Origin of the sequence: Streptomyces sp. NPDC060064 (assembly GCF_042736455.1) — a bacterium.
Lineage (GTDB): Bacteria > Actinomycetota > Actinomycetes > Streptomycetales > Streptomycetaceae > Streptomyces.
This window is the reverse complement of the sequence record NZ_JBHWWF010000004.1, coordinates 247091-260160: the sequence shown is the minus strand read 5'-3', so window position 1 is coordinate 260160 and position 13070 is coordinate 247091. Positions and strand designations below refer to the sequence as shown.

7 protein-coding genes and 1 tRNA gene are annotated in these 13070 nt (G+C 70.7%); all 8 read right to left on the bottom strand.

The features are described 5' to 3' along the window. Positions 1-668: 668 nt before the first annotated feature. The 8 genes from ACFWDI_RS07615 to ACFWDI_RS07580 all read right to left on the bottom strand — a co-directional run bounded on the left by ACFWDI_RS07615 (position 669) and on the right by ACFWDI_RS07580 (position 13021). Complete coding sequence (locus tag ACFWDI_RS07615; RefSeq protein WP_385301882.1) at positions 669-1052, bottom strand: hypothetical protein; 384 nt, start codon at positions 1050-1052, stop codon at positions 669-671. A gap of 450 nt (positions 1053-1502) precedes the next feature. Continuing rightward, positions 1503-1576, bottom strand: a tRNA-Thr gene (locus ACFWDI_RS07610). Between the two features lie 114 nt (positions 1577-1690). Continuing rightward, a complete protein-coding gene (locus tag ACFWDI_RS07605) occupies positions 1691-3241 on the bottom strand; it encodes an alpha/beta hydrolase (protein ID WP_385301881.1) in 1551 nt (516 codons plus the stop codon). Between the two features lie 140 nt (positions 3242-3381). Further along, entirely contained in the window at positions 3382-4587 is a 1206-nt protein-coding gene (locus ACFWDI_RS07600) for a DNA polymerase III subunit delta' (RefSeq protein ID WP_385301880.1), read from the bottom strand. Positions 4588-4730: 143 nt separating this feature from the next. After that, positions 4731-7850: a dTMP kinase gene (gene tmk / locus ACFWDI_RS07595; protein ID WP_385301878.1), complete on the bottom strand. Its 3120-nt coding sequence runs from the start codon at positions 7848-7850 to the stop codon at positions 4731-4733. Between the two features lie 123 nt (positions 7851-7973). Then, the gene (gene topA, locus ACFWDI_RS07590; protein WP_385301876.1) at positions 7974-10820 is read right to left on the bottom strand and encodes a type I DNA topoisomerase; all 2847 of its coding nucleotides are present in this window, start codon (positions 10818-10820) and stop codon (positions 7974-7976) included. A gap of 210 nt (positions 10821-11030) precedes the next feature. After that, a complete protein-coding gene (locus tag ACFWDI_RS07585; protein WP_385301875.1) occupies positions 11031-11228 on the bottom strand; it encodes a hypothetical protein in 198 nt (65 codons plus the stop codon). A gap of 278 nt (positions 11229-11506) precedes the next feature. Then, positions 11507-13021: a methyltransferase gene (locus tag ACFWDI_RS07580; protein WP_385301874.1), complete on the bottom strand. Its 1515-nt coding sequence runs from the start codon at positions 13019-13021 to the stop codon at positions 11507-11509. Positions 13022-13070: the final 49 nt, after the last annotated feature.

Genomic DNA, 13070 nt, shown 5'->3' with positions numbered 1-13070 from the left:
CTTGTATGCCAGGTCGGCCCTCATAGGCGACACCGTGACGTCCTGCCCCGGCGTCCCCGGGGCGTCAAGAGGTGTCCAGAAGAACGCCGATGCCGACGACGGATCAACACCCGCGCAGTCGTCGATGCCTCCAGCAACCTGGACCACCCCAGCCCTCTGCAGTCGGCTGGGGCCACGGCTGCTTCGAGCCGTCGCAGGACCCCGCGACTTACGCCGGTCGCCCCACGGCGGCCATCCACGAACATCCGAAAGCGGTGCGCCGCCCGGAAGCAGAACGGGTAGACCAGCCGCGCGACGGTCGGCGCGACAAGCACGCACCGTGGCCACCCTCTGTACGCGCGCTGCGCACATGGCCACCCGAGGGCCACCCCTTGCTCACGCAGCCCATGACACGGTGTTCGGGCAAGCCCGCCCGGTGGATCCAGACATGGAAAAAGCCCAGGTCACGGCGAGTGAGTCCTGGGCCTTTCCGGAGCCGCCTTCGGGATTCAAACCCGAGACCTACGCACTACGAGAAGATCGGTTCTCGTCCACCCTTGTCCACTGAAGGATGATCCGTACACAGCGCAGCAGGTCAAGGAACTGGATGGGGTGCAACGGACGCACACGGACCGCCCTGGATTGCGCCACCACTGAGACTAGGTCCGAGCCTGGAGCGCAGACACGACCTACGGGACGGTGCAGACGACCCAGGCCCTCGCAGAGGCGCTAAAGGTGGCGGTGTTTTTCACACCGACCGTCCAGCCCCCGCTGGTTGGGGTGGAGTCCGTGAGGAAGGTGAGCGTGCTGCTGGTCGTGCCGCCTCCCCCGGTGGGCACCCTGCCCGATGGACAGTCCACATGCGCGAAGGCGAAACCTCCAGCCGGGATGGACACGCTGGGGCCTAGGTACTGGGGGTGCGCGCTCAGCGGCGCCACGAGACCGGTGTCGACGGGGAAATCGGTCTTCTGCGGATCGTCGCTGGCGTCCAGCGCGCTGGCGGAGGTCACGCCGCTGGCGAGGAGCACGACGGCGGCCATGGCGGCCACGGCGAGGGGGCGGATGGGTTTCATGCCAGCCTTCCTTACGTATTCGGGTTCCGGACAGCCCTGGTTTTCCCGAATCCCGCAAGGTGATCCGCTCGGCCACTCGTTCGGCTCAGGAAGAAACGTATGTGCGCATGCCGAAAGAGTGACCCCTCGGCGACTTTGACGAGGATCTCGTCGGCGGTGCTGAGGCCCTCCTCGGCGACGTCGTCTCCGACAACTTCCATTTCGCCGACCTCGGCGCGGTCACCCGCACCGAGAGCCAGGAGGCGGCGGCATAGCCCCTGCACGGAGTGGCGCGGGCGTGTGGGCGGGCATCCAGCGCCAGGTCCCGCCGCCAACTGCTCGCGGCTTCCGGGGTGTCCGCGTCGACACGCCACTCCGGCAGCACGCACGGGAAAGCTTCTCAGGCTGAGACGTTGCCACGAAAAGGCAAAAGCCCCAGGTCACGGCGAGTGAGTCCTGGGGCTTTCACGGAGCCGCCTTCGGGATTCGAACCCGAGACCTACGCATTACGAGTGCGTTGCTCTGGCCAACTGAGCTAAGGCGGCAAGCTGCGGATATACCCGTCCTCGCGAGAACACGTTCGCATCAGCAGCGGCGCCAAGTCTACAGGGTTGTTTTGGGTGCCCCGAACCAGGTCCGGGGCACCCCACAGCCCGCCCTCAGCGGCAGCGCTTGTTGTCCGCCGGGGCCGTGCCTTCCAGCAGGTACGTGTTGATCGCCGTGTCGATGCAGTCGCTGCCGCGCCCGTACGCCGTGTGGCCGTCGCCGTCATACGTGAGCAGGCGCCCGGAGGAGAGCTGCCCGGCCAGCCCCTGCGCCCACTTGTAGGGCGTGGCCGGGTCCCGGGTGGTGCCGACGACCACGATCGGGGCGGCGCCCTTCGCCTCGATGCGGTGCGGCGCGCCGGTGGCGGGGGTGGGCCAGTACGCGCAGTTCAGGGAGGCCCAGGCGAAGCCCTTGCCGAAGACCGGGGAGGCTTTCTCGAACGCGGGCAGGGCCGACTGCACGCCCTTGGGGGCGGTGAAGGCGGGCGGCAGGTCCAGGCAGTTCACGGCCGCATTGGCGTACATCAGGTTCGCGTACGAGCCGTCGCCCTCGCGCTCGTAGTAGCTGTCGGCCAGCGAGAGCAGCGGCGCGCCGTCACCGTTCATGGCTTGAGCCAGGGCCTTGCGGAGCTGTGGCCAGGCGGCCTCGTCGTACATCGCGGCGATCACTGCGGTGGTGGCCAGCGACTCGCCGAGTTCGCGGCTCTCGCCAGTGGGGACGGGCTTGGCGTCGAGGGCGGCGAAGAAGGCCTTGAGGCGGTTGGAGGCGTCGGCGGCCGACTCCGTGCCGAGCGGGCAGTCCTTCTCCTTGACGCAGTCGGCGGCGAAGGACTGGAACGCGGTTTCGAAGCCCGCGGTCTGGTCACGGTTCATCTGCTGGGACGCAAGCGACGGGTCCATCGCGCCGTCGAGGACGAGGCGGCCGACGCGGTCGGGGAAGAGCTCGGCGTACGTCGCGCCGAGGAAGGTGCCGTACGAAGCTCCGACGTACGTCAGCTTCTCGTCGCCCAGCACGGCGCGCAGGATGTCCATGTCACGGGCCGCCTCGACGGTGGAGACATGGGGCAGGATCGTGCCGGAGCGCTTCTCGCAGCCCACCGCGAAGCCCTTGAGGGACGTGGCGAGACGGGTCGTCTCGGCTGCGTCGTCGGGGGTCTGGTCGACCTGGGTGTACGCGTCCATCTCCTTGCCGCTGAGGCATTCGACGGGCTCGCTGCGGGCGACGCCGCGCGGGTCGACGGACACCATGTCGTAGCGGGCACGGACGGGCTCGGGGTAGCCGATGCCCGCGTACCCCTGGAGATAGCTGACGCCCGAGCCTCCGGGGCCACCCGGATTGACGACCAGGGAGCCGAGGCGCTTGCCGGGGCCGGTGGCCTTCTTGCGGGCGACGGCCAGCTTGACCGAATCGCCGTCAGGCTTGGCGTAGTCGAGCGGAGCCTTCATCGTTGCGCAGTCGAAACCGGGGACGCCGCAGGGACGCCACTTCAGCTGCTGTGCGTAGTACGGCTTGAGGGCGGCGGTCGGGGCGGCTCCTCCACCACCGCCGGAGGAGGCGGACTCGGAGGCGCTGGGTGACGAACTCCCGCCGGTGCAGCCGGAGATGAGCAGGCCGGCTGTGGCCAGCACGAGTGCGGAAGTACGGAGCAGGCGCCTGGTGTCCATCCATGGAGCGTAATCGCAGGTTGACCGCTGCCGCCTTTCCGCGCTCTTACGGGTGAGCCGGTCAACCGATCGGCGGCAGGCCCGACGGCCTGGCGGTGCACATTCGATGGCCAGGGGATGGCCAGGAGGCAGGCCGGACGTCAGCCGGCGCGGAGAGCGACCGCCATCGCCTCCACGGCCAGCAGCGGCGCGACATTGCGGTCCAGCGCCTGGCGGCAGGCGACCACCGCCTCTATCCGGCGCAGGGTGCCCTCCGGTGTCGAACCATGGGCGATCCGGTCGAGGGAGTCCCGGGCGTCGTGATTGGCGAGCGCGACCTCCGAGCCCATCTGGAGGGCCAGCACATCGCGGTAGAAGCCCGTCAGATCGGTGAGCGCCAGGTCGAGGCTGTCGCGCTGGCTACGGGTCTTGCGGCGCTTCTGCTTGTCCTCGAGCTCCTTCATCGCCCCTGCCGTGCCCCGCGGCATCCGTCCGCCGGCGGACGCGCCGAGGGCCGCCTTGAGGTCTTCGGTCTCCTTGACGTCGATCTCCTCGGCAACCTGCTTGGCGTCCTCGGCCGCGGCGTCGACCAGCTCCTGGGCGGCCTTGAGGCAGCCGCCGATGTCCTCCACGCGCAGCGGCAGCTTGAGCACCGTGGCCCGGCGGGCACGGGCACGCTCGTCAGTGGCCAGTCGGCGGGCACGGCCGATGTGGCCCTGGGTGGCACGGGCGGCGTTGACGGCGACCTCGGGTTCGATGCCGTCCCGCCGGATCAGGACGTCGGCGACGGCGGCGACCGGCGGCGTACGGAGGGTGAGGTGGCGGCAGCGGGAGCGGATGGTGGGGAGTACATCCTCGAGGGAGGGCGCGCAGAGCAGCCATACGGTGCGGGAGGCGGGCTCCTCGACGGCCTTCAGCAGGACATTGCCCGCGCCTTCGGTGAGTCGGTCGGCGTCTTCCAGGATGATCACCTGCCAGCGGCCGCCGGCCGGGGAGAGCTGGGCGCGGCGGACGAGCGCGCGGGTCTCCTTGACGCCGATGGAGAGCAGGTCCGTACGGATCACCTCGACGTCGGCGTGCGTACCGACGAGGGTGGTGTGACAGCCGTCGCAGAATCCGCAGCCGGGCTCACCGCCGAGGGCGCGGTCGGGGCTGGTGCACTGCAGCGCGGCGGCGAAGGCCCGGGCGGCGGTGGACCGTCCGGAGCCGGGTGGGCCGGTGAACAGCCAGGCGTGCGTCATCTTGGACGCGTCGGGGGCGGGGGCGCCGTGGGCCTGGGCGGTGACGCGGGTGTCGGCGTCCCGGGCGGCGGCGGAGAGCTGCGCCTGGACGCGCTCCTGGCCGACCACGTCGTCCCATACGGTCATGGGCCGTCACCGCCTTTCGTGCTGGGGGGTTCCATTGTGGGGCAGGGGTCTGACAGCGCAGACGCGGTGGCAGGGACTCGCCACCCCGAACCGGCACCAGGACGAACCCCTGCACCGCAAACGGGCGCCGAAGCGCCGAACCGTCAGCGCCCGCCCCGCCGCCCGTTCTCGTCCTCGTCGTGCGGGCCGAGCAGCTCGTCCGCCAGCGTCGGGAGGTCGTCCAAGGGGGTCTCCTCCGCCCAGTCCGAGCGGCGGCGGGGACGGCCCGAGTCCGGGTCGACCTGCGGGAGTTCGCGGGTGCGCTCGTTCGTACCCTCACTCCCCGCCTCGTCGCGGAAGATGCCCGGCGGGACCCGGTCAGCTGGATCCGTATCCCGTACCGGCTCGCGTACCGGCTTGCGTGCGGACTCCCGTACCGGCGGAAGCACCGTCGTCTCGGCCGCATCCCCCGACACCGGCGGAAGCACCGTCGTCTCGTCCACGTCCGCCGGCACCTTCGGAAGCACCGTCGTCTCGGCCACATCCGGAACCGCAGGCACCTCCTGAGTCACCTCGTCCGGCGTGACCACCGGCGTCGGCACGGTCACCTCATGAGCCGAGGTCGGAGCTGCGGTCGAGGCCGCGGCTGAGGCCGACGCCGCGGAAGCAGCAGCCGCCTCCGCCGCCCGCCGTGCCTCCTCCGCCCGCAGCAGCGCCTCCTCCGCCTTGCGCTGCTTCTCCAGGCGCCGCTCCTCCGCCTCCGCCCGGAGCCGCGCCTCCTCCTCGGCCTGCTTGCGGAGCCGTTCCTGCTCCGCCGCAGCCGCCCTCTCCTCGGCGAGCCGCCGCGCCCGCTCCTCGTCCGCCCGCCGCCGAGCGTCCTCGGCCCGCAGCCGGGCCTCCTCCGCCTGCCGCTCGGCCTCGCGCTGCCGCGCCTCCTCCAGCTCGCGGCGCTTGCGCTCCTCCTCCTCGGCGCGGAGCTTGGCCAGCTGTTCCTGCCGCTCGCGCTCGACCCGCTCCTCCTCCGCCTTGCGCGCGGCTTCCGCCTCCGCGCGCCGACAGGCTTCCTCCTCAGCCGCCTTCCGCGCCTCCTCCTGCGCCTTCACCTCGGCATCGGAGAGCGGAAGCAGCTGGTCGAGCCGGTGCCGTACGACGGTGGTGACCGACCCCGGGTCCTGGCCCGCGTCCACGACCAGATACCGGCCCGGGTCCGCCGCGGCCAGCGTGAGGAAACCGGAACGCACCCGCTGGTGGAACTCCGCCGGCTCCGACTCCAGCCGGTCCGGCGCCTCCGTGAAGCGTTCGCGCGCGGCCTCCGGCAACACGTCGAGCAGCACCGTGAGATGCGGTACGAGTCCGTCCGTCGCCCACCGCGAGATACGGGCGATCTCGGTCGGCGACAGATCGCGCCCGGCACCCTGATAGGCGACCGAGGAGTCGATGTAGCGGTCGGAGATGACGATCGCGCCGCGCTCCAGTGCGGGCCGTACGACCGAATCGACGTGCTCGGCCCGGTCCGCGGCGTACAACAGCGCCTCCGCCCGGTTCGAGAGCCCGTCCGACGACACATCCAGCAGGATCGAACGCAGCCGCTTGCCGATCGGCGTCGCACCCGGCTCACGCGTCACCACAACCTCGTGGCCCTTCGCCCGGATCCACTCTGCGAGCGCCTCGACCTGCGTGGACTTCCCGGCCCCGTCGCCGCCCTCGATGGCGATGAAGAAACCGTTCGTCGCCGGCGCCTGCGCCGGATCGGCCCCGCGGCGCAGCGCGTCGCCAAGATCGCGGCGCAGCGGTACGCCGGAACGGTCGTCCGTCTTGGCGAGGACGATGGCCGCGACGGGCAGCAGCAGCGCGCCGACCAGCATCAGCGTGAACGCCGCGCCACCGTGCGCGAAGACGAAGTCGCCGCTCGCGAGCCGGTGCGGCCCGATCGCGGCGGCGAGCAGCGGGGCAGCGATCGCGCCGAGGGCGATCGCGACCCGTACGACCGCCTGCAGGTGCTCGGTGATCCGGGCCCGCCGGAACTCCTCGGCCTCCTGGTCGATGAGCGCGTGCCCGGTGCTCGCGGCGACACCGGCCGCGAGTCCGGCGAGCAGCGCGATGAACAGCACGGTCGCCGTGTCCGGCACCAGCCCCATGGCGAGCAGTGCGACACCGGTGACCGCGAGCGCGAGGGCGAGCAGCCGGCGGCGGGAGAGCGTGGGCAGTACGGCGCCGGCCCCGCGGATACCGAGCCCCGCTCCGCCGGTCAGCGCGAGCACCAGCAGCGCGAAGGCCACCGGCCCGCCGCCGAGGTCGAAGGCGTGCAGTACAGAGACGGCAACGGCGGACGAGATCGCGCCCGCGACCGCCGCGCAGCCGACAACGAACAGCGGTATGGCGCCTGTACGCCCCCTGTCCAGGCCATTGCCGGTGGACGGACGGCGCAGGCCCTCCAGCGGCGAGCGCGGCCTCGGGGTCAGCGAGCCGGGCAGCTCCAGGAAGTACAGCGTCGATACGGACGCGGCGAAGAGACCAGCCGCGAGGTACGAACCGAGGGCCGCCTGGTGCAGCGAGAACCACTCGATGCCCGAGCCGAGCAGATTGCCGATCAGCGTGCCGAGGAGCAGCACCGCGGCTCCGGCGGGGATGGCGGCGAAGCTCGTACGCAGCCAGAGCCTGCGCAGTGCGTCGAGGTGGTCCGGCAGCGGACGGACCGCCGCGCCTTCCAGCGGCGGGGCCGGCAGCAGTGCGGGTGCGGCGCCGTCGCGGGCGACCGTCCAGAAGCGCTCGGCGACGCCGGTGACGAAGACGGTGATCAGCAGGAGCGCCGGCGCGTTGCCGGGGGTCCAGTCGATCCACAGAGGTGCCACGATCAGCAGCGCAAGACGCAGCACATCCGCGCCGATCATCGTCCAGCGGCGATCCAGCGGGCCGTTCGGCGAGGTGAGCGTCGTCAGCGGGCCGAGTAGTACGGCGCCGAAGAGCAGCGTGGCCAGGACACGGGTGCCGAGCACCGTGGCGACGGCGAAGGCCGCCCCGCGGTAGCCGGCCCCGAATGAGCCCTCCAGTACCGCCGCCTGCAGTGTCAGCAGCAGAAGCACAAGAACGGCAACGGCATCCCCGACGCCTCCGACGACCTGGGCGCTCCACAGCCGTTTGAGCGGCGGGAAGCGCAGCAGGGCCCGCACCGCGCGCTCGCGTGAGTCCGCGGCAAGCGCTTCGGATGCGTCGGAGTCTGAGGCAGTCTCTGAGGCGGTGCTCACGACCGCCTGCTGCTCGGCTGGCTGCTCGGCTCGCGTCATCCGCCCAGCCTATCCGGAGCGCGCCGCTCCCCGGAGACCTGACCGAACATACGGGCGCTTTGTACGGAGGGTGGGAAAACTCCCCGAACAAACTCTTCGCACAAAGCGCCCGTGATGATCTCGCTACTCGTCCGTCGAGGCCTTCGCCGACGCGGCCGTCTTCTTCGCCGCGGCCGCCGTCGTCTTGGCCGCAGCCGTCGTCTTCTTCGCGACGGTCTTCTTGGCCGTCGTCTTCTTGGCTGCCGTCTTCTTGGCCGCGGTCTTCTTCGCCGGTGCCTTCTTGGCCGCAGCCTTCTTCGCCGTCTTCTTGGCGGGGCCCTTGGCGCGCTTCTCGGCGAGCAGCTCGTAGCCGCGCTCCGGCGTGATGTCCTCGACACTGTCGCCCGTGCGGAGGGTCGCGTTCGTCTCGCCGTCCGTGACATACGGGCCGAAGCGGCCGTCCTTGACGACCACCGGACGCTCGCTCACCGGGTCCGTGCCCAGCTCCTTCAGCGGCGGCTTGGCAGCTGCCCGGCCCCGCTGCTTCGGCTGCGCGTAGATCGCCAGGGCCTCGTCGAGCGTGATGTTGAAGAGCTGGTCCTCGGTCTCGAGAGAACGCGAGTCCGTGCCCTTCTTCAGATACGGGCCGTACCGGCCGTTCTGCGCGGTGATCTCGACGCCTTCCGCGTCGACGCCGACCACCCGCGGCAGCGACATCAGCTTCAGCGCGTCCTCGAGCGTAACCGTGTCGAGCGACATCGACTTGAAGAGCGAGGCGGTACGCGGCTTGACCGCGTTCTTGCCGGTCTTCGGCGTGCCCTCGGGCAGCACCTCCGTGACGTACGGGCCGTAACGGCCGTCCCGCGCGATGATCTGGTGCCCGGTGGCCGGGTCGGCGCCCAGCTCGAAGTCACCGCTCGGCTTGGCCAGCAGCTCCTCCGCGTACTCCACGGTCAGCTCGTCCGGCGCGAGGTCCTCGGGAACGTCGGCGCGCTGGTGGCCCTCCGCGTCCTTCTCACCGCGCTCGATGTACGGGCCGTAGCGGCCGACGCGCAGCACGATCCCCTCGCCGACCGGGAAGCTGGAGATCTCCCGGGCGTCGATCGCGCCGAGGTCGGTCACCAGCTCCTTCAGACCGCCGAGGTGGTCGCCGTCGCCGTTGCCCGCCGCGGAGGCCACACCGGCGTCCGCGTCGCCCTCGCCGAAGTAGAACCGCTTCAGCCACGGCACGGCCTGCGCCTCGCCCCGCGCGATGCGGTCGAGGTCGTCCTCCATGCGTGCGGTGAAGTCGTAGTCGACCAGTCGGCCGAAGTGCTTCTCGAGCAGGTTGACCACGGCGAAGCTCAAGAACGACGGCACCAGCGCCGTCCCCTTCTTGAACACATACCCGCGGTCGAGGATGGTGCCGATGATCGAGGCGTACGTCGACGGGCGGCCGATCTCGCGCTCTTCCAGCTCCTTGACCAGCGAGGCCTCGGTGTAGCGGGCCGGCGGCTTGGTCGCGTGGCCGTCGACCGAGATCTCCTCGGAGGAGAGCGCGTCGCCCTCGGCGACCTGCGGCAGACGCCGCTCACGGTCGTCGAGCTCGGCGTTCGGGTCGTCGGCCCCCTCCACGTACGCCTTCATGAAGCCGTGGAAGGTGATCGTCTTGCCGGACGCGGTGAACTCCGCGTCCCTGCCGTCGCTCGCCCGGCCGCCGATCCTGACGGTGACGCTGTTGCCGACCGCGTCCTTCATCTGCGAGGCGACGGTCCGCTTCCAGATCAGCTCGTAGAGCCGGAACTGGTCGCCACTCAGACCCGTCTCGGCCGGAGTGCGGAAACGATCACCCGAAGGACGAATCGCCTCGTGCGCCTCCTGCGCGTTCTTGACCTTGCCGGCGTAGACGCGTGGCTTCTCCGGCAGATAGTTGGCGCCGTACAGCTGCGTGACCTGCGCCCGCGCCGCCGAGACGGCGGTGTCGGAGAGCGTGGTGGAGTCCGTACGCATATAGGTGATGAAGCCGTTCTCGTACAGCTTCTGCGCGACCTGCATGGTGGCCTTGGCCCCGAAGCCCAGCTTGCGGGAGGCCTCCTGCTGCAGCGTCGTCGTACGGAAAGGTGCGTACGGAGAACGGCGGTACGGCTTCGACTCGACCGCGCGGACGGCGAACGAGGCGTCCTGGAGCGCAGCGGCGAGCGCGCGGGCGTTCGCCTCGTCCAGGTGGAGAACCTGGTCGGACTTGAGCTGCCCGTCCGAGCCGAAGTCACGGCCCTGGGCGACGCGCCGTCCGTCGACGGTGTTCAGGCGGGCCGTGAGGGTGGAGGGGTCGGAAGCGTCCCCGGCACGGCCGGTGGAGAAGGTGCCGGTCAGATCCCAGTACTCGGCGGAACGGAAGGCGATGCGCTCGCGCTCACGCTCGACGACGAGGCGGGTGGCGACGGACTGCACACGGCCGGCGGACAGCCGCGGCATGACCTTCTTCCACAGGACCGGCGAAACCTCGTAGCCGTAGAGACGGTCGAGGATACGGCGGGTTTCCTGGGCGTCGACCATGCGCGTGTTGAGCTCGCGCGGGTTCTCGACGGCCTCGCGGATCGCGTCCTTCGTGATCTCGTGGAAGACCATCCGGTGGACGGGGACCTTGGGCTTGAGGACCTCGAGCAGGTGCCAGGCAATCGCCTCGCCCTCGCGGTCCTCATCGGTGGCGAGGAAGAGTTCGTCGGACTGCGCGAGCTGTTCCTTGAGCTTCCTGACCTGGGCCTTCTTGTCGGCGTTGACGACATAGATCGGCTGGAAGTCATTGTCGACGTCGACACCGAGGCGGCGCACCTCGCCGGTGTACTTCTCCGGCACCTCGGCGGCGCCGTTCGGGAGGTCGCGGATGTGCCCGACGCTCGCCTCGACGACGTATCCAGGGCCGAGATAGCCCTTGATCGTCTTAGCCTTGGCAGGAGACTCGACGATCACGAGTCGGCGGCCGCCCTTTGCGGTCTCGCTGGTCGGGGACAACTTCGCTCTTCTCTCCGGTCGACGCTCGATGGGCACAAACGGCAGTAGAACCGCGTGGTCACGGTTCTGCCGCTGCTGTCGCTGCGGAGTGTGACGGTACAACCCGCCCTCGTGTCAAACGGCAAAAGCCCGCAACGGCCACTCGAACGGTAACCCGACTCCGGCCATTCCTGCCGCCCGGACCGGCACGTCGGCGGCTCCGGCCCCAGATCAGACGCGGCCGAAGCACCACACCCCGAGGGCCAGGGACGCCGCGCCGAAGAGTGTCGAGAGGGCGACGGCCGTGGCGGGGCTCACTCCGTGCGCGACGGGGGCACGGTGCAGCGCGCGTGCTCCTGTCCACAGCAGCAGCCCGGCCCCGAACAGCGCGAACGCCGTCCCGGCGAAGATCGCTGGCCCGCTCTCCATGCCCGTACCCCGTTCTTCCCGATGTCTGGACTTCCCGGCGGCCCGAGGCTGACAGCTCGGGGCGTCAGGGGCGCGAATTCCTGGTGAACGCCGCGTGGGTTCACCCGCCCGGTCGCGGTGACAGATCGAGAGCCGGGCGGAGCGCGGGGTGCGGGGCGGGGCGAAGGGCGGGCCGGGAACCTCGAGGAGGGCGCAGCGGAGGCGGCAGCTCCTCTTCCTCTTGTTTCTGTTCTTCCCTGCTCCTGCTGTTCTGCTTGCGGATGTTGGCCGATTTCACCTCATGGACGGACCGGTTCCAGGAAGCCCTCCTCGACCAGCAGCCGTACGGCCTGCGGCGTGCGGTCGCGGAGCACCACCGGGTCCTCGTCGATGAGCTGGGCAATCGCGTCCAGAATCCGCCCGGCGCTCAGCGTGCCGTCGCACACCCCGGCGAAGCCCGCGCCGACCGTGTCCACCTTGGTGGCGCGCCGCATACCGCGGTGCTGACGGAGCACCACATGCTCGGGGTCCTCCGCGCCCGGCAGCCCGACCTGCTCCTGCACGACCTCTGCCGCCAGCCTGAAGTGACCGGCGAGCAGGGCAGCGTCGTCGTGCGTACGCAGATAGTCCTGCCGCGCGAAATGCGCCAGCACGCTCTCGCCGAGCGGCTGCTCGACGGGGTGCGGCCACTCCTCGGCGACGATCGACGGGCGCTCGGAACCGGACTTCCTCAGCGTGATCCAGCCAAAGCCGACCGCCTTGGTCTTACGCGCCTCGAACTCGTCCAGCCATGCGTCGTACCGCGCCGCGTACTCGGACGGGTCGCTGCGATGGTCTCCGCTGTCGCGCAGCCACAGCTCGGCGTACTGCGTCACGTCCTGCACCTCGCGCTGCACGATCCACGCGTCGCAGCCGCGTGGCACCCAGGAACGCAGCCGCTCCTGCCACTCCTGCCCCTCCACGTGCTGCCAGTTGGCGAGGAACTGCGCGTATCCCCCGTCGTTCAGCCTGGCTCCCGCCTGCTGAACGAGCGTGCGGCACAGATCGTCCCCGCCCATCCCGCCGTCCCGGTAGGTCAGCCGGGCACCGGGCGAGATCACGAACGGCGGGTTCGACACGATCAGGTCGTAGGTGTCCTGCCCGACCGGCTCGAAGAGCGAGCCCTCGCGCAGATCGGCCTCCGGCGCCCCGGAGAGCGCGAGGGTCAGCCGTGCGAAGTGCAGGGCGCGCGGGTTCAGATCGGTGGCCGTCACCCGCGTCGCGTGCTGTGCGGCATGCAGCGCCTGGATGCCGCAACCGGTACCCAGATCGAGCGCGGAGGAGACCGGCGTACGGACGGTGATCCCCGCGAGCGTGGTGGACGCCCCGCCGACGCCGAGCACCACCTCCTCGCCATGGCCGCTCGCGCCGCCCGCACCGCCGACCGCGCATCCCAGGTCGGAGACGATGAACCAGTCCTGTCCCTCGGGTCCGCCGTACGGCCGCACATCCACCGTGGCCCGGACCTCCCCGCCGTCAGCCAGCAGCAGCCAGCCGTCGGCCAGGCACTCCTCAAGGGGCAGCGCGGCTCGCGCCCGCTCGTACGCGACGGGACGCTGGAGCAGGAACAGCCGTACGAGCGTGTCCAGGACGCCGTCGCCGCGGGTGGCCCGCAGGGCGGGCACGGTCTCGCTGCGGGCGAGCGCGGCATACGCGGGCGCACCGAGCAGGTCGAGCAGCCCGTCGGCGGTGAAAGCGGCGGCGAGGAGGGCTTCACGCAGCCGGGTCGAGTGGTCGGGCGAAGGAAGGCCTGCGGCAAGGCTGGTCGTACTCACTCGCCCATTGTGGCCGCCGCCACTGACAAACGCCGCACGGCCCGGCCCC